General features: G+C 58.3%; 18 protein-coding genes and 1 riboswitch. Of the genes, 11 read left to right on the plus strand and 7 right to left on the minus strand.

Annotated features, from left to right (window positions below):
- Positions 1-15: 15 nt before the first annotated feature.
- From A4R35_RS05470 to A4R35_RS05480, 3 genes are read left to right on the plus strand one after another with little or no spacing between them, the layout of a single operon-like run.
- Positions 16-1,626, plus strand: coding sequence for an O-antigen ligase family protein (locus tag A4R35_RS05470; RefSeq protein ID WP_112427304.1), 1,611 nt, complete (start codon positions 16-18; stop codon positions 1,624-1,626).
- Positions 1,626-2,888 carry a glycosyltransferase family 2 protein gene (locus A4R35_RS05475; RefSeq protein ID WP_112427306.1) on the plus strand — a complete coding sequence of 421 codons (1,263 nt, stop codon included), beginning with the start codon at positions 1,626-1,628 and terminating at the stop codon, positions 2,886-2,888. The genes A4R35_RS05470 and A4R35_RS05475 overlap by 1 nt, the downstream gene beginning before the upstream one ends.
- A gap of 31 nt (positions 2,889-2,919) precedes the next feature.
- Positions 2,920-4,191, plus strand: a complete 1,272-nt coding sequence (locus tag A4R35_RS05480; RefSeq protein WP_112427308.1) for a glycosyltransferase family 4 protein — start codon at positions 2,920-2,922, stop codon at positions 4,189-4,191.
- Positions 4,192-4,464: 273 nt separating this feature from the next.
- Here A4R35_RS05480 and A4R35_RS05485 read toward each other — a convergent pair whose 3' ends face one another.
- From A4R35_RS05485 to A4R35_RS05495, 3 genes are all read right to left on the minus strand, one after another.
- Positions 4,465-5,139, minus strand: a complete 675-nt coding sequence (locus tag A4R35_RS05485; RefSeq protein ID WP_112427310.1) for a sugar transferase — start codon at positions 5,137-5,139, stop codon at positions 4,465-4,467.
- 292 nt (positions 5,140-5,431) lie between these two features.
- Positions 5,432-6,448, minus strand: a complete 1,017-nt coding sequence (locus tag A4R35_RS05490) for a CapA family protein (protein WP_112427312.1) — start codon at positions 6,446-6,448, stop codon at positions 5,432-5,434.
- Positions 6,449-6,508: 60 nt separating this feature from the next.
- Positions 6,509-7,813: an MFS transporter gene (locus tag A4R35_RS05495; RefSeq protein WP_112427314.1), complete on the minus strand. Its 1,305-nt coding sequence runs from the start codon at positions 7,811-7,813 to the stop codon at positions 6,509-6,511.
- Positions 7,814-8,299: 486 nt separating this feature from the next.
- On the opposite strand from A4R35_RS05495, the gene A4R35_RS05500 reads away from it, so the two are divergent.
- Positions 8,300-9,454: a glutamate--cysteine ligase family protein gene (locus A4R35_RS05500; protein WP_112427316.1), complete on the plus strand. Its 1,155-nt coding sequence runs from the start codon at positions 8,300-8,302 to the stop codon at positions 9,452-9,454.
- A 31-nt stretch (positions 9,455-9,485) separates the two neighbouring features.
- Here A4R35_RS05500 and A4R35_RS05505 read toward each other — a convergent pair whose 3' ends face one another.
- Both A4R35_RS05505 and A4R35_RS05510 read right to left on the minus strand, forming a co-directional pair.
- Positions 9,486-10,256, minus strand: coding sequence for a dienelactone hydrolase family protein (locus A4R35_RS05505; protein ID WP_112427318.1), 771 nt, complete (start codon positions 10,254-10,256; stop codon positions 9,486-9,488).
- A gap of 128 nt (positions 10,257-10,384) precedes the next feature.
- Positions 10,385-11,740, minus strand: coding sequence for an MFS transporter (locus A4R35_RS05510; RefSeq protein WP_112427320.1), 1,356 nt, complete (start codon positions 11,738-11,740; stop codon positions 10,385-10,387).
- A gap of 177 nt (positions 11,741-11,917) precedes the next feature.
- Positions 11,918-12,023, plus strand: a riboswitch (Fluoride riboswitch).
- Between the two features lie 141 nt (positions 12,024-12,164).
- Here A4R35_RS05510 and A4R35_RS05515 point away from each other — a divergent pair.
- On the plus strand, positions 12,165-13,352 hold the full coding sequence (locus A4R35_RS05515; RefSeq protein WP_223258212.1) for a cation:proton antiporter: 1,188 nt from the start codon (positions 12,165-12,167) through the stop codon (positions 13,350-13,352).
- A 217-nt stretch (positions 13,353-13,569) separates the two neighbouring features.
- The gene (locus tag A4R35_RS05520; protein ID WP_112427322.1) at positions 13,570-14,754 is read left to right on the plus strand and encodes an MFS transporter; all 1,185 of its coding nucleotides are present in this window, start codon (positions 13,570-13,572) and stop codon (positions 14,752-14,754) included.
- A gap of 73 nt (positions 14,755-14,827) precedes the next feature.
- Here the strand turns inward: A4R35_RS05520 and cobU are convergent, their stop codons facing one another.
- Complete coding sequence (gene cobU / locus A4R35_RS05525) at positions 14,828-15,475, minus strand: bifunctional adenosylcobinamide kinase/adenosylcobinamide-phosphate guanylyltransferase (protein WP_112427324.1); 648 nt, start codon at positions 15,473-15,475, stop codon at positions 14,828-14,830.
- A 24-nt stretch (positions 15,476-15,499) separates the two neighbouring features.
- Complete coding sequence (cobS, locus tag A4R35_RS05530; protein WP_112427326.1) at positions 15,500-16,351, minus strand: adenosylcobinamide-GDP ribazoletransferase; 852 nt, start codon at positions 16,349-16,351, stop codon at positions 15,500-15,502.
- Between the two features lie 519 nt (positions 16,352-16,870).
- Here cobS and A4R35_RS05535 point away from each other — a divergent pair.
- The 5 genes from A4R35_RS05535 to A4R35_RS05555 all read left to right on the plus strand — a co-directional run bounded on the left by A4R35_RS05535 (position 16,871) and on the right by A4R35_RS05555 (position 21,890).
- Positions 16,871-18,109 (plus strand): amino acid ABC transporter substrate-binding protein, encoded by a 1,239-nt coding sequence (locus A4R35_RS05535; protein ID WP_189361359.1) that lies wholly within the window; start codon positions 16,871-16,873, stop codon positions 18,107-18,109.
- Positions 18,110-18,248: 139 nt separating this feature from the next.
- Positions 18,249-19,121: a branched-chain amino acid ABC transporter permease gene (locus tag A4R35_RS05540; RefSeq protein ID WP_112427330.1), complete on the plus strand. Its 873-nt coding sequence runs from the start codon at positions 18,249-18,251 to the stop codon at positions 19,119-19,121.
- Between the two features lie 42 nt (positions 19,122-19,163).
- On the plus strand, positions 19,164-20,243 hold the full coding sequence (locus A4R35_RS05545) for a branched-chain amino acid ABC transporter permease (RefSeq protein WP_189361361.1): 1,080 nt from the start codon (positions 19,164-19,166) through the stop codon (positions 20,241-20,243).
- 37 nt (positions 20,244-20,280) lie between these two features.
- Positions 20,281-21,069: an ABC transporter ATP-binding protein gene (locus A4R35_RS05550; protein WP_112434024.1), complete on the plus strand. Its 789-nt coding sequence runs from the start codon at positions 20,281-20,283 to the stop codon at positions 21,067-21,069.
- 107 nt (positions 21,070-21,176) lie between these two features.
- Positions 21,177-21,890: an ABC transporter ATP-binding protein gene (locus A4R35_RS05555; RefSeq protein ID WP_399358686.1), complete on the plus strand. Its 714-nt coding sequence runs from the start codon at positions 21,177-21,179 to the stop codon at positions 21,888-21,890.
- Positions 21,891-22,125: the final 235 nt, after the last annotated feature.

Below are 22,125 nucleotides of genomic sequence, written 5' to 3' on the forward strand. Positions count from 1 at the left end.
AGATAGTGAAAGTCTATGCCTTCTTTACCAGAGTCACCGCCACGGTTGAGACAGATCTATAGGGCTTATCCCGACGAACCAGTAGCCCAGCCGCAAGGGAGAGGCATCCTCCCTTTCTGGGTCGCTCTCATGTTGGGCTTGACCGTCCTTCCTCTGTTGATGCTGGCCGGCGCCTCCCTCGGCTTCAGCATCGTTGTGGCCTTACTCGCCGCCTGTACTGCGGGCTTGTTGATTATGCGCTGGCCCGTTAGCGGCCTCTTTCTCTGCCTGGCCTGCGTCCTGCTCATTGAGCAGAATCCTTTGCAGTTCCATATCGGCACCGATCAGTTGAATATCTTTTACTGGCCGCCCAATATGGCCGGGATGATTGAACGCCCAATTGGGTTTTTGATGCTGTTTACACTCTTTGTGAGCATCTGCCACCGTCTGGCGAAGCGCCGTCCGGCCCTGGAGGGCGGCCCTCTCTTCTGGCCTTTCATCCTGTTCCTGGTCTGTGTGGCGATTGGTGTCCTTCATGGCCTGACCACCGGCGGTGATCTGAAGATCACTGTTCTGGAGGTGCGACCGCTCTGGTACCTGTTCCTCTCTTACTTGCTGGCTTATAACCTGATCTCGCAGCTGCGACACGTCCGCCTCTTCTTGTGGTTCGCAATCTTCGGAGCTGGCTTCAAAGGCTTACAAGGCTGCTATATCTATTTCTTCGTGCTACATGGCGATCTGACGAATCAGAATGAGATCATGTCGCACGAGGAATCTTTCTTCTTCATCTCGATTTTGCTGCTCATCATCCTCTTCTGCCTCCTGTATAGCTATAGACCACAACTGTACGCGGCGCTGGCCGTCCTGCCAGTCGTGCTAATCGCGCTGGTCGCCAACAAGCGACGCGCTGACTATATTGCCTTGATTGTAGGAGTGCTTGTAGCCTGGGTTTTTGTGTTTTACTTGAAGCCACAGCTGCGTAAGCCTTTGCTGGCCGGACTGGCAATCTGCACACTCCTGGGCGTCGGCTATGTCCTCGCTTTCGCTCATGGAACGGGGAGCCTCGCGGAGCCAGCTCGGGCGATTGTCTCGGTTATTGATCCCTCGGCCTCCGATACGCGCGACCAGGCTTCAAACGCCTATCGCAACGCCGAAAACTATGATCTGAAGTACACAGTTCAGCAAAATCCATTGTTGGGACTGGGGTTCGGAAAGCAGTTTCTACAGCCTGAGCCGCTGCCGGTTCTGGCTAGCGATAATCCCGACTTCGGCGGTAACCCTTATCTGTATGTGCCACATAATACGATTTACTGGATCTGGATGCGTCTCGGGCCGATTGGTTATATTGCTCTCTGGTTCTTGCTAGGCTCGTTGATCGTACGCGGCGGCCTGATCGCCCGCCAGCTCCAAGATCCCTACTTGCGTCTGATCGCTGTCTATGTGATCGCCATTACATTCATGGAAGTTATGGTAGCCTACGCGGACTATCAGCTCTTCTTCTATCGCAATGTAATCTATCTGGGTCTGCTGGCCGGCTTGTTGATGCGCCTGCCAGCCCTGGAACGAGGGCGCTCCATGCAGCAGGCAGCGCAGAAGAGTATGCCCACCGCTCCACAGGCCCGCGCGGTTTTGAGCGAGGTCAGCTGATGACGCTTATAACGTCCTTTGCTGTACTCCTTCCCTTGCTTTCGTGGACCCTGCTCCTGGCAGAGCTGGTGCTGGCTCTACCCATCAGTTACTTGACTGTGGTGACAGCAGCGGCCCTGCTAACCCGTTTTTCTCAACGGGCCGCTGCCTCGGCCCCAGAATCCAGTACAGTCGAGCCATTGCGCTTTGCGGTGCTGATTCCTGCCCACAATGAGGAGCTGGTAATTGGAACACTCCTGGCAAGCTTACAACGGCTTGCATATCCGCGCAGCCACTATCAGGTCTACGTGATCGCCGACAATTGTACCGATGGCACAGCAAGCCTGGTCCGCTCTACAGGATGGGCCACCGTCTATGAGCGCCTTGACCTTCAGCGACGCGGCAAAGGCTATGCCTTGAATTGGGCCTTGAGACAACTGGCCGAGAACGGCGTGATCTACGATGCCTGTGTATTCCTGGATGCCGATGCTGTGGTTGAGCCCTCTTTTTTACGGGCCCTGGAGCAGGCCCTACAGGCCGGCCTAGCTCGCGGAGAGCGTCTCCAGGCTTTGCAGGCTAGTAATACGGTGCTTAATGCTTCCGCTTCCCCTGGGACAGCCCTGCGCTGGCTGGCACTCTCCTTGATGAACCACGTTCGCCCCCTTGGACGAACCAGGCTGGGCGCGTCGTCGACTCTGACAGGCAATGGAATGTGCCTGACCCGCGCCCTGCTGGAGCGCTATCCCTGGGAGGCTTTTTCTCGTGGCGAGGATTATGAGTATTATCTGCATCTCGTGGAGCAGGGGATCTGCGTCCGCTACGTGCCCGCAGCGATCGTCCGCTCTCAGATGCCGCTTCGCTTTGCACAGATGCGCTCGCAAGATCTGCGCTGGGAGGCCGCCGAATCAAGCACGTCCGCGCTAAGGCGCGCTTCGCGCTTGCTGCGAGCTGGACTGCAGGCCGGCGACTGGCGCCGACTGGAGGCGGTGGCCGAGCTGCTGACGCCTCCGCTCTCCGTGCTGCTGGCTGGGACCACACTGGTGTTTCTGGCCAGTCTGCTGCTTCACTGGCCACCAGCTCTGCTATCAGCCCTGCTTCTGCTGTTAGGGTTGAGCCTCTATGTGCTCTCCCCTCTCGCTTTATTGGAGACGCCTAAAGGGATCTATAAGGCTTTCTTCTTCGCACCCGCATTTGTGCTCTGGAAACTCTGGGTCTATCTCGTGCTCCGCCAGAAACAGAGGCAAAAAAGAGATTGGCTGAGAACCGATCGTACGCCCGCCTGAATTGTGGTTCGGTCTGAAAGGGAATTTGGGAATGTCGCCGTTACGCATTGTTCACATTAGCTACGACTGGTATCGTTTTGATCCTCTGGTGCGTCGCCTAGCTGAGGCTGCCCACGCCAGAGGTCACCTGGTTGATGTCATTTGTTTGCGTCATGGCGCCGAGCCTCCCTATGAAGAATGCAACGGCGTCGCGGTCTATCGTGTCCCTCTGGATCGAGGCTTTGGTCAGCCTTTGCCGCTGACTGTGCTTGGCTGGCTCAGGTTTCTGCTCCTCGCCGCCTGGACAGTGACACGGCTTCACTTCCGCAAGCGTTATGATGTGATTCAGGTGCATAACATGCCAGATTTCCTGGTCTTCGCTGCGCTCATCCCACGCCTCTTTGGAGCACGGGTGATTTTGGAGGTCCAGGATGCTTCGCCAGAGCTGATGGCCGTCAAGGCTCACGGACGCCTGCGCCCCCTGGCCCGAAGACTGGCCGCTTTGCAGGAGCGGCTGTCAACTCTCTTCGCCAACCATGTGATCACTGTAGGCTGGCCTTTCGAGGAGCTGCTGCTCAGGCGCGGCGTCCCCCGCCACAAGTTGTCAGTCATCCTGAACAGTCCAGACCCTCGCTATTTCCCCCCTTCACAGCGCACCCGTGTTCCGTCTCCCGAGGAGGATAGCGATTTTATCCTGATGTATCACGGCACAATGGCAGAGCGACATGGCCTCGATGTGGCCCTGCGCGCCCTCGCTCTGGCTCTGCCAGCGGCCCCACGCCTTCGCCTCGATCTTTTGGGACGCGGGGAGCAAATCCCTTTTCTACGCACACTTGCCGAGGAATTGGGAATCAGCGATCGCGTCACTTTCAGGGAGACATGCACGGTTGAGGAAGTGGCTCACTTTATCGCTCACGGGGATGTGGGCATCATCCCCTACCGCTGCGATGGGTTTATGGACCTCCTGCTGCCTACCAAGGCCTACGAATTTGCCTGGTTGCATCGCCCGATTATCGCTACCGATACTAAAGCGATCCGCTCGATGTTTCGTCCCGAGTCGGTTGTTCTTTGCGAACCGGAGAACCCCCTCAGCTTCGCAGCGGCTTTTGTTGATCTCTATCACCACCCCGAGAAGCGCGCTCAGCTCGTTGAGAACGCCGCTAAAGACTTCGAGCCATTCCGCTGGGAGCTGATGAGCGAATGCTATAACGAGTTACTGGAGAGACTCTGCGACCGCCGCGACCGCCGCGACCGCCGCGACCGCCGCCGCTCTACACCCTCTGTCTCCATCTCTCAGGAGATCAGCAGACAGCATCTGCACTAGTTTTGCGAGCAATCATAGCCACCCAGCTACCAAACTCACCGTGAGGTGAGGTCTCTTCCAGCGAGTGACTTGCCCCCTCGACAGCCAGGAGGAGGCAAGGGCAGCTATTCTATGACTATAAGAATACACAAAGAGGAAGGGCATCCTTGCCCTTTCTGGATGGGTAGATGGATGGAAGAGACGAAGACCTAGAGAGAAGGCAGTCTCTAGTAAGAGGTGAACATCTACAGCGGTAAACAAACCAGCCAGCCACAAAAGAACGAGATCAAAGGCTCAGGCGCCGCCACGACCGCTCAGCATCACCAGTGGGGTCAACGCGATGAGCCTGAGATCTTCCCAGATCGATTGGCGCTGCAGATAAGCAATATCCATCTCTACCATCGTCTTAAAATCGACCTTGCTGCGTCCATAGACCTGCCAGTAGCCAGTCAGGCCAGGCTTGCCTGCCAGGCGCAGCCAGTCTCGTTCACTATACTGTTCCACCTCGTAAGGCAGGGGAGGGCGTGGTCCGACGAGCGACATCTCCCCATGCAGCACATTAAAGAACTGTGGTAACTCATCCAGACTAGTACGGCGGAGCAGACGACCGATTCTCGTAATGCGCGGATCATCGTTCAACTTGTAAGGATTGGCAGCCTGCTGGCTACTGCTGAGTCGATCACCGTTCATATAACGCTTGATAGCCTCGCGATGCAGATAATCATCGCTATTGGCATACATTGAGCGGAACTTCAGCAGCGTAAATTCCTTACCGTTCAATCCCAGGCGCTTTTGGCGGAAGAAGACAGGGCCAGACGAATCGAGCCGGATCAGGACGGCTATCACCCCCATCACCGCCAGGAGTAGAGGCAACAGAGCCAGGGTAACGGTTACATCGACCAGTCGTTTGAGGCGCAGGTAGCCAGGGTCAACAGGGATTTGCAAACGAGGCTCAGCGAGAACCGCCATTGAGCATCCTCCCTCCACAGCGCGTAGAGACAGCGTGTGTACAGCCGTTGTCAGATACTGGCCATGTTCTGTTTAATTAAGAGGATAGCGCTCTGAGGTAGAGAACGGGTGCAGGTGCTTATAAAGATATGGATAAAGAAAGCTCTGACTGAGGCCGGGATGGTACACAATGGTTGAGTCGTCATTGTCGAGCCATCTGCTGAGCCTGAGCCAGACGTCGCCCTTCATCGGTCCCTACACACACAGAGAGGAGAGTAGCGGCAGCCCCCAGAGGGCGTTTCACAGGCCAGGCTCATGTCCTGACCACCTCTATTTCCAGGCAAGCTTCTCGTTCAGACCAACGCGCAGCCGTGCCCAGCAAGGAGCAGAGATGCAGCATAGTGGCGACAAGCTCCTCACGATCGGAGCCGTGGGCTCTTCGGGCCTGGAAAGCCCGTATCACCGTCGGGTAGAGCCGCAGGCGCGCGAGCTGAGATCCGACAATCTCAATGCTAAAGATGAAGCCGAGATCGTTGCGCTCGCGCGGATCAACGGCGTAATCATCGACAAAGTCACCACAACTATAGAGCACTGGGCGCCCTCGATAGATCTCGACGCCGCGTACGACATGAGGGGAATGGCCATAAACAATATCCGCCCCCGCCTCGATGAGCGCGTGCGCGAAAGCTCGATGTTCTGCCGGTGGAGTATAGCCCCAGTTGCCCCCCCAGTGCAGGGAAACAATCAGCCAATCAACTTGAGCGCGCACAGTCTTGAGCGCAGCGCGTAGCTCTGCAGCCCGCGGGTCGCTCATGGTCATCGTCATATACCAGATACCGGGCCGCTCAGGGCCAGCCTCCCAAGCCGGCTCGTTATCGGTGAGTGCCAGCAGCCCCAGCTTCCGACCTGCTGTTTCCCAGAGAGCAGGCTGCCTGGCCTCTGCGCTATTGCTCCCTGCACCAGCAAAGTGAATGCCAGCCCGGCGCAGTACAGCAAGCATCTGCAGCAGAGCCTCGTAGCCAAAGTCGAGCGTATGATTATTCGCCAATGAGACTGCCTTGATGTGTGCCTCCTGCAACGCCGCCACGTTGCGCGTGTCTGAACGGAAGTGGAAGACCTTTGGCGTGAGCGACCAGGGGCTACCTGTATCAGCGAGAACACACTCCAGATTACAGATACACGCATCCGCCTGTAACAGAAGCGGGAGGGTATCTCCCCAGGGATAGGTCGCTTCAACTTGCTGCAGGACCTGGTTCATCAGGCGTCCGAGCATGACATCGCCCAGGAACAGAAGACGAAACGGTCTGGCGTCGTTCGATGAAGTTGCCATGTCTTCCTCCTCCAGTCGCAGCAGAGGGAAAAGAAGAGAGAGGCCAGACGGCAGCCCTGATTAGAGATGGGAGCCTGATCCCAAGGTCACCGCCTTGGCCTGATCCTCTTGCAGCATCTGAGACCGAGGTAGATTTTTGCTCTCCTGGCGCCGAATGATCAGCCCCCCAACGAGGATACAGAGACCATAGCACAGTCCCATCATAAACCAGGGAAAGCGGAAGTTGACCAGGTAAAGAGGGATGAACAGATTGCTTCCGACAAAGGCTCCGATCAGACCTATCGTGCTGTAGAGACCCTGAATACGTGCGCGCACGTGATTTCCAGAAAAGGCTGCCAGATGAGCGTCAATGGCCGGCTGGACAAAGGCATAAACGATCCCATGCACGGCGAATAACAGCAAGGCCAACAGGGCCTGGCTTAGCATCCCATAGAGGAAGTAGAGCGGTACCTGGGCCAGACCAAAGATTAAGATCAATGTGGAACGCCGCCGGCGATCGGCCACTTTCCCCCCAAGCGGAGAGCAAATCGTGTTCGGCACCGCCCAGGCGGTGTATGTTAGGCCGATCAGGGCCACGGAAGCCTGCAAGTGATCATGCATCCAGACAGGCGTCAGGGTGAGATCAAAGCCTAAATAGAGATAGTCTCCAAAGGCAATTAGATAGGAAGCGAGCAGCGGCCAGGCAAATAACTCCTTGAAGACACTACCGAGGGCAGGCTGCTTTGCATTGCGGGAGCGAGCCTGGGGTTCGTTCCGAATGAGCAGCACAACAAGAACGATACCTACCAGCCGGATGACAATCGCCCCTATAAAAGCCCAGCTGTAGCCCAGGGAGGCTATCAATCCCCCAAGCGCCGGCCCAAGTAGAAAACTGGCATTGAAAAAGGCGTTAAAGACTCCAAATGCTTCACCTTGCTGCTCAACAGGCACGGCATCAATGAGTAACGCCCGCGCCGCCGGCAGCAGGGAGGCCGCTGCGATTCCTTCCAGGAAGCGCAGGACGATAAAGAGGACCGGATCGGAGACGGGGAGATAGAGCGCGGAGAGTAATGCTTGCGCCGCCATGCCGATGAGGATCACCTGCTTGCGTCCCCAGCGATCGGCTAGCCAGCCTAACGGGTAGCCGAAGAGAAAGTCAGAGACCAGGTAGGCTGAGGCCATCGCTCCAATGATCGGTAATGAGGCTCCGTGCTCCTGGGCGTAAAGAACGCGCACAGGGTTGATCATTGCTGTTCCTATATAGGCCCCAAGCACAGAAAAGGAGATGGCGAGCAGAGTTCGGTTGCGGAAGCCAGAACTGTCGAGAACTGACTTGATAAGATGCTGAAGGACTGATGTTCGCTGATATCGTTTATTTGCAGTCATAGGTGTAATAGCGGTAGACCCTCTTCCTGCGCTCTCCAATAGCGCAGCGCAAGAGCCAGTATTGTATTTTATCCTGCGCTCCTGCTCAAAAGCAAGAGAGAACAGAGAAAGGTCCGTTCGCTTGCTTACTTGCTATACCAGCCACTCCCTCACTACGCCACCACTCCCTCACGGCTCTGATCTGTCCCTGCTCCTGCTACTTCATCGCTGCCGACTGATTGCCCGTGCGTATCGTGCAATGACCTATTCCTGATACTACGCGCTACGCCAGAAGTGCCTTTCCTCTTGACGCCAATGTTAGGTCATGCTAATATCTGAGTTGCCTACTCTGATTTGGGATCGTTGCTTGCACTGCCGCAAGGGAAGAGCGCTTTTCCTCCCAGGTGGTTGGTAGCTGGTGGAGGCAGACCTCCCCTCTCCCACTACAAGGCGGCTCCCAGGTAGCTCTCTCTTGTAATCTTCTATTTCAGGCAAAGGACGAGATAGATGAGCAATTTCTGCTTTGGTATTGAACACGAGGTGGCTTTTCTTGACCACAATGGACGCTTTGTGGATTTCGTTTCGACTCCCTATAGCCTGCTTCAGGCCGTGATTGAAGAGCTGCCACTCTATCCCGGCGATGAACAGCAGCTGCGTATCGGCGATGCCGGTATCCGTCTCAAGCGCTGGTACCTTGAAGCTCTGGAGCGTCTCAGCCCTGAAGGCGAGTGGCTGACCTGCCTTCCAAAGGGAATAGAAATTAGGACGACCATTCATCATGACATCCAGAGTACTATTGACGAGTTGCAGGAGAGTTTTGCTCTGCTTTGCCAGGTAGCTGCTCGCCACGGCTTCACTCCGGTCCTGACGAGCTATAACCCCTATCAAACCTGCCTCATTCTTGATCCTCCGCTCAATGCTTATGAATGGCGCCTGCTGGATCGCTCGCCAGAAGATCGCACCGCCCTGAGCACCTTTCTGACCTATGGTCCCGATCTCAGCCTGTCTTGCCCGAGCTGGCCGACAGAGCTGCTGATCGACCGGGGGCGTAAATTAACCTATTACAGTCCCTATATCGTGCCTTTCAGCTTCAGTTCGCCTTTTTACGAGGGCAAGCTCTGGGAAGGACTCTCTGTGCGTACATTTCTGCGTACTGGCCAACGTCCAGCAGTGCTGGTCTTCATCGCGGATGAGACCAAGTTGCTCTATAGCAGCCCTTCGCTGACGAAGCTGGCGCGTATTCCGGCAGAGATAGGGCGGCTGGAATTCAAAGCCTGTGATAGCTGCGCGGATTTCTCGCTCTATGCCGCCCTGCTGGCTCTCCTCAAGGGCCTGACACTCGATGATACCCTGCCCGGACGAGCCACCGTGCCCGATGCCAACCTTCATCAGCGCGCGGCTCTGCGCGGTTTTGCGGACGAGACAATTCTCGAGGGGGCACAGCAGATCCTGACTGCTGCTGCACAAGCCTTAAGCCAGGATGAGAGCTGCTCATTGCTGGAACCGCTTTTCGCGCTTCTGGAGCAGCGTCAGACACCTGCCCAGCAGATGATCGAGCACTTCCGCCAGACAGGTAGCTTGCAGGAGGCGCTGCGCTTCCCCTATCTGGTCTCACAGGGAATGGCCTGCGAAACCAGGCAGGGAAGCGTAGCAACATCATGAGGTCTTCTGAGTGAGGTGGGCCTAGGTACGACTAACGGCTATGGCTATGGGCGGCAATGAAGTCGCGGACGCGCTGCCAGGCATCGGCACAGGCTTCGGCATACTCGCTGTAGCGACGGTCAAAGAAACTATGGGGCGCCCCTTCATAGATGTGAATCTGGTGCTCAAGGCCGCGTTGGCGTAGTTTTTCCTCTAGCTCGTGCACCTGGCTGACAGGAATGCCTTGATCCGCGCCTCCAAAGAGGCCGAGCAGCGGATAAACCAGTTGATCGGCATGCTCCAGAGCCGTGCCATTACCCGCAATGGGGCGGCTCAGCCCTGCATAAAAGGCTATCAGGCCGGCAAAGCCGAAGGAGCGATCGCTGCCCGAGAGGATGGTTAAACTGCCACCCATGCAGAAGCCAACGGGGAAGGTCGCTCCCTCGGCGCTGGCGTGGCTGCGCAGGTAGTCGAGAGCCGCCCTCACATCCAGAAAGAAATTCTCTAGCTTGAGCTGCTGGACATGGGGCCAGAACTCAAAAGAATCGTCGCGCGCTGTTAATCCGGCAGTCCTACCAAAATAGTCGAGCGCGATGGCGGCGATGCCAATGTCGGCAAAGCGCAGCGCTAGCTCTTTGTAGAATTGATGCAAGCCACGGACGTCAGGATAGATGATCACCTGTGCGCCCGTGGGGGCCGCAGGACGGGCAAAGTAGGCCGCAAAGCGGTTGCCATCCGCAGCAGTGAGAACCAGGTCTTCTCCTTGAGCTTGCCCATCTGCCCCATCTGGCACGGGTGGACGAGCATTGTCATCGTAGCACATGGCTTGAGTAGCCTCCCTCGCTAATCTCTGTTTCCTTGTCTTTCCTCATGATAGCGCATCAGGCAAGGATTGCAACAGGCCCCGGCCCCAGCGAGGCAATGGAGGACGATAGCCCTTCCGCCAACGATCTAGGAGGCGGTTGGTGGGCTCGGTTGCTCCTGGCTGACACCACCCCCAACCAGACCGATCTGGCTCTGCTCGGCAGCGAGAAGGGCCACTTGATCTGGTCGGCGCTCGGGCAGCAAAGCCCCCAGAATGATTAGCAATAGACAGGCAATGAGGATGGGAAGAAAAGCAAGAGCCGGCAACCCGAGGTGATCCCAGAGGGCCCCGCCAATGAGTGGACCAATGAAGGCCACTGCATAGGTGAGCGAGAGGGTCATGCCGGTCAGACGAGCGACTTCATTGGGCGAGGCCAGCAAAGCGGGCAATGCTACTCCAAGGGTGAAAACGAGGGCGGAGCCAGCGCCAATGAGAGCCGCCCAGATAACTTCCAGCCCGGCAGGTGAGAGGAGCCAGCCAATGAGGGAGATGGCACAAACGATGCCTGCCCCAATAAAGGGCCAGCGCCTTCCCGCCAATTGCTGGGCGAAAAGAGTAACCGCCAGACTCGATGGGAGCTGAGCGGTGTTGAGAACGCCCAGCACCAGGGGCGTGACGGCTGCTCGCTGTAGGGCCGCGTTATAGGGGGCAATCCAGGCATTCATGCCGAAATAGATAAGGCTTCCTCCGCCCAGCAAGATGCCCAGGTGCCAGGCGTTAACACGTCGCCCTTGCCTTGCCTTTCCAAGATGAGCCTCCGCTCCCTGGGCGGGTTGCTGCGTTATCGCCGGCTGGGGTGCTGGCGCGGCTGGTGGCAGCTCTCGATGCTGTCTGTCCGATGTGCGTGGCGCGAACACCAGCCAGCCCAGTAGCAGGACAAGCGCTGGCATTCCCCAAAAAATAAAGGTGGCTCGCCAGTTGCCAGGACCAAAGAAGCGCTGCATCAGAGGCACGGTTAGTCCAGCAGCCAGCGCTTCGCCGATGATGAGGCCGTCGCTGAAAAGGGCCGTTACCAGGCCCACGGAGCGCGGGAACCAGTGGCGCGCCAGAGGCGGGACGGCTGTCTGAGCAAGCACTATGCCAAGACAGAGCAGCAGGGTAAAGCAAAAGAGCGTCACCGCCGACGGCCACAAGGCCCGCAGGATCGCCCCTATACCAAGCAGAAGCAGACCAAGGGCAACGCAGGTCCGCTCTCCAAGGCGCTCGACAACCAGGCCAAGTGACCAGGCGCTTGCGCCAAGAGTCAGCGGCGGGAGCGCCGTCAACAGGCCAACTTCGAAATAAGAGAGCGCCAGATCATGCTGCACCAGTGGTAGCACTGGCGGGACTCCGAGGATGATGGATCGAAGATTCAGCCCAACCAGGGTCAACAGGCCGCAACAGAGAATCATACGCCAGTTGGAGATGGGACGGACCTCTGCATCAGCTACTACCTGTTTCAATGCTCTGCTCCAGAGATGAGGTTTGAGAGGAAAGGAAGATAACGCTTGTTTCCATCGTGGGCGGCTGCCCTTTCATTATAGGCCGCCAGCCATCCACACCGCAAATCTTCCCCCGCTTCTTGCAAGCTATGGTATAATTACTAAAGCAGTTGAGAGAACAAGCAGCTGCATGCAAAGTATGAGAAAGGCGATGGAGTCCGCCGCGCCACCTGACTTGCGCTGAGCGAGGAAAGTGGCGAAACCGCAGATGACAACCAGCGCTGCTGATGGCTCCTGATTTACGCCTGGAGGCGCAAATCAGGGGCTTTTTTGTCTCTCCCATCAGAGAGGCCTCTCCCCCATTCTCTTCTTCCTCTGTCTGCGTCTCCCAGGCTCTCTCTGTTTGCCAGCAATCACTGGTTCTGTGCCAATCAGGAGGAGAAGAGTGTCGGAAAACCTGTGGTTCATCGCAGCGATCTGGATGGCGCTGGCTCTCTTAGCCAGCTTGATCTCGATTCGCACGGGCCTCGCTGTTGCCCTGGTGGAAATCGTTCTGGGGGTCATCGGCGGCAATAGCCATCTGCTCTACTCGACGGCCTGGAGCGACTTTCTGGCAAGCCTCGGTTCGGTCTTGCTGACCTTCCTGGCAGGAGCGGAAATCGAGCCGGCGGTTTTTCGTCGCCATCTCTGGCCCAGTCTGCTTATCGGCTGCACCTCGTTTGTGGTACCCTTCGCCGGGGCTTTCGCCTTCACGTTGTTGATCAGCCACTGGAGCTGGCGAGCCTCAGAGCTGGCCGGGATAGCTCTTTCAACTACGTCTGTAGCCGTGGTGTACGCGGTGATGGTCGAGACGGGCCTCAATCGACGCGAGATTGGCAAGCTCATTCTGGCAGCCTGTTTTGTGACTGACCTGGGAACAGTGCTGGCCTTGGGACTGCTCTTCGCCGGCTTCTCGCTCTGGATGCTGGCCTTCGTTTCAGTCACTGCCCTCGTCCTCTGGAGCCTGCCAGCATTTGCCGGTTGGAGTTTTCACCACCTGGGAGGAAGAGTGAGTGAGTTCGAGGTAAAGCTCTTGCTGCTCGTGCTCTTCGCTCTTGGCGGTCTGGCCAGTTTGGCCGGGAGCGAGGCGGTCTTGCCCGCCTATCTCATCGGGTTGGTAATGGCTGGCTTCTTTGAGCGCGAGCGCGCCCTGATGCAGCGGCTGCGCTCAATAGCCTTTGCCCTCCTGACGCCCTTTTTCTTCTTGAAAGCCGGTATGTACATCTCGCTATCAGCACTGATAAGCGGCGCCTTCCTGATTCTTTGCCTCTTCTGCGTGAAGCTTGGCACGAAGTTCGCCGGTGTATGGCCTCTGGCCCAGGTCTTCAGGCTCCAGGCGCGCGAGGGAACCTACACAACGCTGCTCATGTCCACTGGTCTGACTTTTGGGAGCATCGCGGCTCTCTATGGCTTAACCCATCAGATTATCGGGCAGGAACAGTATACGGTGCTGGTGACCGTGGTTGTGCTCTCGGCTTTCGTACCGACGCTCATCGCTCAGACCTGGTTCCTGCCACGGCATGAGGCTCTGCCCGCAACAGAGGATGACCCGCAGATAGAGCTGGTCGAGGCTGAGCATGAGACCCGTGGCTGAAGATCAGACAGGAGGCCACCAGGATCAGAAGAGAGACAAGGACTCTTTCTCCCTCTTCCTGTGTGGGTGTATGAACGCATAGAATAAGGAGCGGCGGCATGGCGGTGGTCACTCTACCCAACTACCGCTGTGCCCCGAGCCAGAAGACCTCGCTTCGACAACGAGCGGTTGTTCCCGCCTCGTGAACCGGCGAGGAGAAAGGGGAGAAAGGCTGATTATGAATAGCCTGACGCTCAAAAGAGCTGCCTTTCGCTTCGTGCTGTTGATCGGTATCTTGAGCTTCTTTGCGGACTTCACCTATGAAGGAGCCCGGGGCATCCTCGGTCCCTATCTGGCCCTGCTCGGAGCTGGGGCGGCTTTGATCGGCGTCGTAACCGGGCTGGGCGAGCTACTTGGCTACGGTCTGCGCCTCGTCTCTGGTCCTCTGAGTGATCGCACTGGCCAATACTGGCCGGTCACAATTGTGGGCTATGTCGTGCAGATGGTCTCAGTTCCCTTGCTGGCTGTAGCGGGTAGCTGGCCATTGGCCGCCTTATTGATCATCCTCGAACGAGCCGGCAAGGCGATCCGCAATCCACCGCGAGATGTCATGCTGTCGCAGGCCGCTCATGAGATGGGCTATGGCTGGGCCTTCGGTTTCCATGAGGCCCTCGATCAGTTTGGGGCCTTGCTGGGACCACTGGCTGTAGCGGCGGTACTGGCCTGGCAGGGGAACTACCGCCTGGCCTTTGCTTCGCTGGCGGTCAGTGCTGCGTTAACCTTGCTGCTTCTCTTGCTGGCGCGCCTGCTCTACCCTCGTCCTCACGAGCTGGCACCCGCCCCCCAGGTGGCTGCCCCCCAGGCACTGCCAGCTACGTACTGGATCTATCTGGTCGGGGCCGTCCTGGTGGCCGCCGGTTTCGCCGATTTTCCTCTGATAGCCTATCATTTCGCTCGTGTCTCCAGCGTGCCCTCCACGCTGGTCCCAGTCTTCTATGCCATTGCGATGGGAAGTAGCGGCTTAGGCTCGCTCCTGTGTGGACGACTCTTCGATCGTCTGGGGATGGGCATTCTGATTCCTTTGACAGTTCTGGCAGCTTTGTTTGCACCGCTGGTTTTCCTGGGAGGCTTCTGGCTGGCACTGCTCGGAGTGGTTGTCTGGGGCCTCGGCATGGGCGTCCACGAATCGCTTATTCCCGCCGCCGTGGCCCTAATGGTACCTGGTCAGCGCCGTGCCTCCGCCTATGGCATCTTCACCGCCGGCTACGGTATCTGCTGGTTCCTCGGCAGCGCCCTGATCGGTCTGCTCTACAGCGTGGCGCTGCCGCTCGCTATCACTTTCTGCTTGCTGTCCGAGCTGCTGGCCATCCCTTTCTTCATCATCGCCAGTCGCCAGTTGCAGCGGGCTGCCAGGCCAGCCTGAGCCTTCTTCAGCGCCGCTGCTGGCTCGACTCTCCTGCGTTCATCTACTAGCTACCAGCCAGCGAGAGACGAGGCTAGAGGCCGGACCGGTCGTTGTCGAGAATGGCCTCCAGGCCCTCAGCCTGCCAGCGCTTGAGGTCAAGGGGAAGGCCGGCGATGAGGAAATAGGCCCGCGCGGCGGCCCGGGCCAGGCGTTGATTGACCAGTCCTAGCAGGTCGCGGTACCCTCGTCCCAGGGGAGAGAGCGGCACGATGCCTAACCCCACTTCGTTAGAGACGACGATGAGCTGTTGATCAGATCGTAGGGCGCGTGCCGCCTGCAGAAGGCGCTCAACTTCTTCCAGGACCTGGGCCTCTCGTTCGGGACTGATCGCCGCCATCTCTGGCTCTGCTTGCTCATGGGCTTGTAACAGGTTGCTCAGCCAGAGCGTCAGGCAATCGAGCAGGAGCACATCAGCAACTCTGGCTGCTTGATGAACGGCCCGGTCCAATCGTAACGGTTCTTCAAAGGTGTACCAGTCCCCAGGACGCTCGGCCCGATGTCGTCGAATGCGCTCAGCCATCTCCCGATCACTGGCTGTCGCGGTGGCAATAAAAGCTACACGCCGCTTGCTAGCCGCGGCCAGGCGCAGGGCCAAGCGGCTTTTGCCGCTGCGTGCTCCTCCCAGGATAAATGTTAACTGGGCAACGACAGCTCCAGATCCTGTTTTTTCTCCGTCCATGTGGAGTCAACTCCTGACCTTCATCTAAAGAGAGACATGCATGAGCAGAAAGAGCAGCAAGGCGCACACCTCGCAGATCTCGCCCAAGGCCCCACAAACATCACCCGTCAGGCCGCCGAGCGAGCGTGTCACGGCTACGCCCAGGCCAACGACCAGGAGATTGCTCAGTAACCAGACAAAGAGGCCAATGAGGTGAGCGAAGAGGAGGGCTATTAACGCACTGCTGAGGCCAGCCAACAGGAGACGCCGCAGGGTCACAGCTTGATGGAAGGCTGCTCCCAGCCCATCAGGACGCGCCGCCGGGAAGAGACCACCAGCTAGTACCATCGCCCAGCGCCCCAGGGTCGGCGCGACCAGGAGCGCAGCCAGCAGACTCCAGAAGGGGAGACTGGCCAGAATAGCGAAACGTAGCAGTAATAGCGTCACAGCACCCAGAACTCCAAAACTTCCAACACGACTATCGTGCATGATTTCCAGGCGACGCTCGCGTCCGAGGCCCCCAAAGAGGCCATCGCAGCTGTCCATGACACCATCCAGGTGCAGGCCGCCCGTGAAGGCGATCTCGACAAGGACCAGCAGAGCTGCCAGGACAAGCGCGGGAACACGTGCGGTGAACAAGGCGGCGAACACGCAAAGGATCGCCCCGAGGATGAGGCCAACGAGAGGGTAATAGACGCTCCCCACAATCGGCACAGCGCTTCCCTCTTTGCTGCTGGCTAAGAGGCGCCTCCCAGGTAACGGCAAGATGGTCAGAAACAGAACCGCAGCGACAAGCTCAGCATATTGATTACGGCAGAAACGACCCAGCCGGGTCCACGGTTTCCAAATGACCTGTAAGGCCAGGCTGGTCTGGGAATCATCAGAGTGCATACGCATACCATTCCTCCTCTTCGCTTGCAGGCAGCATCGGCTAATCACAGGCCATGTTCGGCGAGTCGAGTACGGATGAGCAGCCAGACGCTTAATGCTGGCCTGTCAACAGTTTACCGCTCCCTGTCTGACCTATTATAATAGAAATTGTTCAATCTATTTGACCAGCGCAACGATGCATTGCAGAGATGGACAGGCAGTGAAGCGAAGCAAAGGAGACAGCGCCCACGCCAGGCGTCGCCGTTGCGAGCAGCCCTGGCAGGGAGGTCAGGCAACGACTGCTGGCCGTGCTGTGCGACAGCGTGATCCCTGCTCCATCTCGTGCTCTCCGCGCCCTGCCTCGGGCCAGGCGCAGCGCCAGTCATCTCGTTACGCCGGTGTTAACAGCTACAGCGCCACCCGGAGAACCCAACGATGGGGGGAGAAGCCATGATTCACCTTTTCAGCTACCTCCACCTCCCGCGGCGCCATCTTGCGCACACGGGACACGACTCGTCTTTCCAGTCCCGGAGCAGCGCAGCGCGCTTGTCGCTGCCGATAATTCTCCTCTCGCTACTCCTCGTCCTCTTCTGCTCGACAGGGCTGCTGGCCTGCGGTGGAGCAGCGAGCAGTAGCAATACGCTCCTCTTCGGCGCCCCGATTTCGCTCACGGGGTCCACCGCGACCGAAGGTCATCTTACCCTGGAAGGCTACCAGCTTTGGGTCAAAGAGGTCAATGCCCACGGCGGCATTAAAGTGGGGAACACCACCTACCAGGTCGCGCTCAAGTACTATGATGATGGCAGCAGTCCTACCAGGAGTGCTCAGCTCACTCAGCAATTGATCACTGCCGATAAAGTCAATTTCCTCCTCGGCCCCTATGGCACATCAGCCACCCTGCAGGACGAAGCCATCGCTGAACGCTACAAGATCCCAATGGTTGAGGCCAACGGCGCAGCCAAAGCGATTTTCTCTCGTGGTTTCCACTACATCTTTGGCGTACTCAGCCCGGCCTCGGAGTACGCCAAAGTCATGCTGGAAGCAGCCCTGAGCCTGCCCACCCCTCCGAAGACCGTGGCCATCATTTCAGCCAACGACTCCTTCTCTGAGGAGGTGGCTACTGCCGCCCGCGACTTCGCCAGCAGTCACGGCATGGAGGTCGTTTACTACCAGACTTACCCATCGGGGGCTACTGATCTGACAGGAGTACTGACAGCCTTGAAAACTTCGGCCCACGGAAGCGTCCCCGATATGCTGCTTGGCTCGGGGCACGAAAGCGAAGCCGTGACGACCATGAAAGAGTGCAAGCAGCTCAATATCAATGCCAAGCTCTATGCCTTTACCGTCGGACCTGCTACCCCTGACTTTATCACTTCGCTCGGCCCCGATGCCAACTACGTCTTGGGATCTTCACAGTGGACTCCCCAAGAGCGCTATCAGGGCATCGATTTCTTCGGTACTCCAGCCAACTACGAGCGGATTTACAAGCAGACCTTTGGTCACGAGCCATCCTATCAGTCTGCCGAGTCCACTGCTGCTGGCCTGGCCTTCCAGTATGCGATCCAGAACGCCGGTTCGATCGACCCTCAGAAGGTGCGCGACGCCCTGGCTCGTCTCAATATTACGACCTTCTATGGCGTCATTCGCTTCGATGCTACCGGAGCCAATACGTTTAAGCCGATGGCGACCATCCAGATCCAGAATGGCCAGGTGGTGACCGTCTATCCCAAGGAGGTCGCTAACGCACAGCTGCTTTATCCCACTCCTCCTCTATCCCAGCGCTAGCATTGTTCACCGGCTCACTTGAGCAAGACGAAGGCCACTGACCCGCCATGACAGGTCAGTGAGGGCCGGAGTGATGCTGGTTTTAGCTGTCAGAAGCCTGCCTGTGCGCAGGCTTCCCTTTCACAGAGAGGTATCCGCGATGCTGATTGCGCAGGTGATTGTGAACTGGCTGCTGTTGGGCAGTCTCTACGCCGCGGTAGCCTTGGGCTTTTCGCTGGTGTGGGGGATCATGAATATTGTCAATCTTGCCCACGGCGCATTCATTCTGGTCGGAGCCTATACTGCTTACTGGGCCTTTACCCAGCTGCACATCGATCCTTTCCTCGGCCTCCCCTTAACTATGCTGCTGCTCTTCTGCCTGGGCTGGGTCGTGCAATATGTGGCCATTAATCGCGTTATTCGCGCACCTTTTCTGGTGACATTCCTGCTCACTTTCGGTCTTGATTTGCTCATTGCCGATGTGGTACAGCTCCTGTTCACCAGCGATCGGCGCTCGATCAATACGGCTTACAGCGGCTTCGGCCTGACGCTAGGAACCCTGCATATTCCCTTTGACCGTCTGCTCGCCGCTCTGATTGCTGTGCTGCTGACGGCTGCCCTGAGCCTCTTTCTGCAACGTACTCGCACCGGGAACGCTATCCTGGCCACCGGTATGGACCGCGACGCAGCACGCCTGATGGGCATTCGCATTGATCGCATCTACGCGCTCACCTTCGGCCTTGGGGCGGCCCTGGCCGGCGCAGCAGGGGCTATGCTGGTTGAACTGTACCCTTTTGATCCTTCGCAAGGCGGAGTTTTCACGCTGCGAGCCTTCGTCATCGTCGTGCTCGGCGGGTTGGGAACCCCGTGGGGGGCCCTGGCTGGTGGGCTGGTCTTTGGTCTGGCCGAAACGGTTGTTCCTTTGCTGCCTGGCATCGGCCCCGGCTATGACGACGCCATTGCCTTCGCCCTGATGGTCCTGGTGTTGATCTTCCGTCCGCGCGGTATTTTGGGCAAGGCATTCTACGCTTGAATGACAATGATGGTCGGCCAAAGACCAGAAGGAGAAGGCTCCATGTTTGGATCCTGGCATAAGCCCTCTACCTCATCCACGGCTACCGCCGAGCCGGGTGCAGAGCAGCGGCCAGCTCAGCCAAAATCAGGCACTCGCTGGCCCTGGTCGCTGTTGACAGGGCTGATCATCCTGGCACTGGCGGCCCTGATTCCGCTCAGCGGCGATGCTGCTACGCTCCACACCTGGACCTTGATTTTGATGTTCGCCGCCCTCGCTCAAAGCTGGAATTTTCTCGGCGGCTTCACTGGCTACGCCTCTTTCGGGAACGTTTTCTTCTTCGGCGTTGGCGCCTATAGCACTGGTCTGCTGATACTGGCTGGCCGCCCGTTCTGGCTCGGAGTGCTGGCCGGAGCCGTGGCCGCCGGATTATTGGCTTTTTTACTTGGTTTACCTGTTCTGCGCCTACGTGGACACTATTTCGCTATCGCCACGCTAGGGATCGCCGAAGCCACGCGTGAGCTGGTTGCCATCCGCAACCTTGGGGGCAGCGGTGGCGAGGTTGAGCTGCCTCTACCAGCACTCTCCGACACCGCCTTTTACTTTCTTTTCTGGCTGCTAGCCCTGGCGTGCTTCCTACTGACGGCCTATCTGGCGCGCAGCAAACCTGGCTACGCTCTGATCGCCATTCGCGAGAGCGAAGAGACCGCCGAGGCTATGGGAATTCCGACTTACTGGTATAAGATCGGGGCTTTTGTCCTCAGCGCTGTGCCCACGGCGCTCGCCGGCGGCCTCTATGCCTACTGGTCAACCGGCTTCGACCCCCCGACAGTCTTCGATGTTGGCATTTCGGTAGAGATGGTTCTCCTGACCGTGCTTGGTGGGGCAGGAACCCTGCTCGGACCGCTCGTCAGCGCCATTCTCTTCGAGCTACTCTCGTTCCAGTTTCAGATCAGTGGCTCGACGTTCCACAATTCGTTGCTAGGTCTGACGATCGCGATTGTCACCATCTTCATTCCCCAGGGACTGGTGGGCCTCGTACAGGAGTTTTTCCGCCCCCTGGCCCCTGGGATGAGCCGCCGGCAGTTGCTGGTGGAAGGAGTGCGACGTGTCCGACGTGTTATCGCCGCCAACGGCGTCTGAGCCAGTTGAGGCAGGAAGCCAGCAGGGGCCTCAGCCATTGCTAGAGCTGCGGGGGGTGAGCAAGTTCTTCGATGGGCTACCCGCCGTCAAGCAGCTCGACTTTGCCGTCCGACACGGCGAGATTGTCGGCATTATTGGCCCCAATGGAGCCGGCAAGACCACGATGATCGGGCTAATCAGCGGCTCGCTGCCCTTGAGCAGCGGACAGATTCGCTACCGCGGTCTGGATATCAGTCGTTTGCCCCCTCACCGACGGGCCTACTTGGGTATTGCCCGCACTTTTCAGGTGACTCAGCCGTTCAAGGGGCTGAGTGTGCGCGAAAACGTCATGATCGGCGCCCTCTTCGGACGCCGTGGCCTGAAACAGGCCGCCGCGCGCGAGGCTGCTGATGCTGTGCTGGAGCGCGTCGGTCTGGCAGCCAAGGCTCACTTCCGGGCGGATCAGCTCACGGTTGCCGATCGCAAGCGGCTGGAGCTGGCGCGTGCTCTAGCGCTGGAGCCAGAGCTGCTGCTGCTCGACGAGGTGATGGCCGGCCTGACGCCCACAGAGATGGAACAAGCGATCGCTCTGATTCGGGCTATCCACGCCAGCGGGGTGACCGTGCTTGTCATCGAGCATGTGATGCAGGCGATCATGGGCCTATCGCAGCGCATCATGGTCCTGCACCAGGGTACTAAGATCGCTGAGGGACCGCCCGAACAGGTGTTAGCAGATCAGCGTGTCATCGAAGCGTACCTGGGTGAGCGCTACGCCCGCGAGCAACAGAGCCGCCTGGGCGCGGCGCGTCCGGTTCCCCAAAAGGAGGGGAAGGAGGAGCAGGGATGAATCCGACTGAGCCACGGTCGGGACCAGGTGCTCTGAGCGAGCAGAGGGGTTTTGTTTCCACACAGCCCGCAACAGTATCCAATTCCAGCCAGGAGCGCCAGCAAGCGCTGCTGCAGGTAGATCATCTAGAGAGTGGCTACGATGAAACGCGCGTACTATGGGATGTCTCGCTGGAAGTACGCCGCGGCGAACTGGTAGCCCTGATCGGCGCTAATGGGGCCGGAAAGTCAACCTTGCTGGCCACTCTCTCGGGCCTCTTACCAGCCTGGACGGGCTATATTCGCTTTGCCGGACATGATATTACCCACCGGCGAGCTGAGGAGATTGTCCGCCTGGGCCTGAGCCATGTTCCCCAGGGCCGACGCCTCTTCAGCGCGCTGACTGTGGAAGAGAACCTCTTGCTCGGGGCCTATACCAGGCGCGCCGGCTCACAGCAGGCCATCAAACAGGAGCTGGAAGAGGTCTATGCGCTTCTGCCAAAGCTGCGCGAGCGCCGCCGCCAATTGGCCGGCTCGCTCTCGGGCGGCGAGCAACAGATGTGCGCTATTGGCCGCGGCTTGATGAGCCATCCCGAGCTGTTGCTGATCGATGAGCTTTCACTGGGCCTGGCGCCCCAAGTCGTGGACGATCTGCTCAATGCTCTCGACGTGATCCATCGCGAGAAGGGCCTGAGCCTTCTCCTGGTTGAACAGGACGTGCAAATCGCTCTGGAGCGTGCCGATCGCGCTTATGTTCTTGAAAATGGTCATATTGTCCTTGAAGGAACTGGCCATGAGCTGCTGCAAAATGAGCGCGTGCGCACCGCCTATTTGGGCGCTTGAGCACCAGAACAGCTCGCCTCTGCCGTTCACTCGGCCTGTACCCAGCGCGCTCGCTTCCGGGCGGTGACGTTGATACATCGCTGCCCCCTTGACATGAAAACGGTTTCATATTATGCTTACGTAGAAAGCGATGAAACCGCTTTCATCCCGAAGGCCATGAGAGGGTGACGAGGGAGGTCGTTGCAGAGAGGGAAGAGGGTGAGCATTGGAACGCAGCAGGGAGGGAGCAGGCAGC

Source organism: Thermogemmatispora tikiterensis (genome assembly GCF_003268475.1).
In the GTDB taxonomy this organism is placed as follows: domain Bacteria; phylum Chloroflexota; class Ktedonobacteria; order Ktedonobacterales; family Ktedonobacteraceae; genus Thermogemmatispora; species Thermogemmatispora tikiterensis.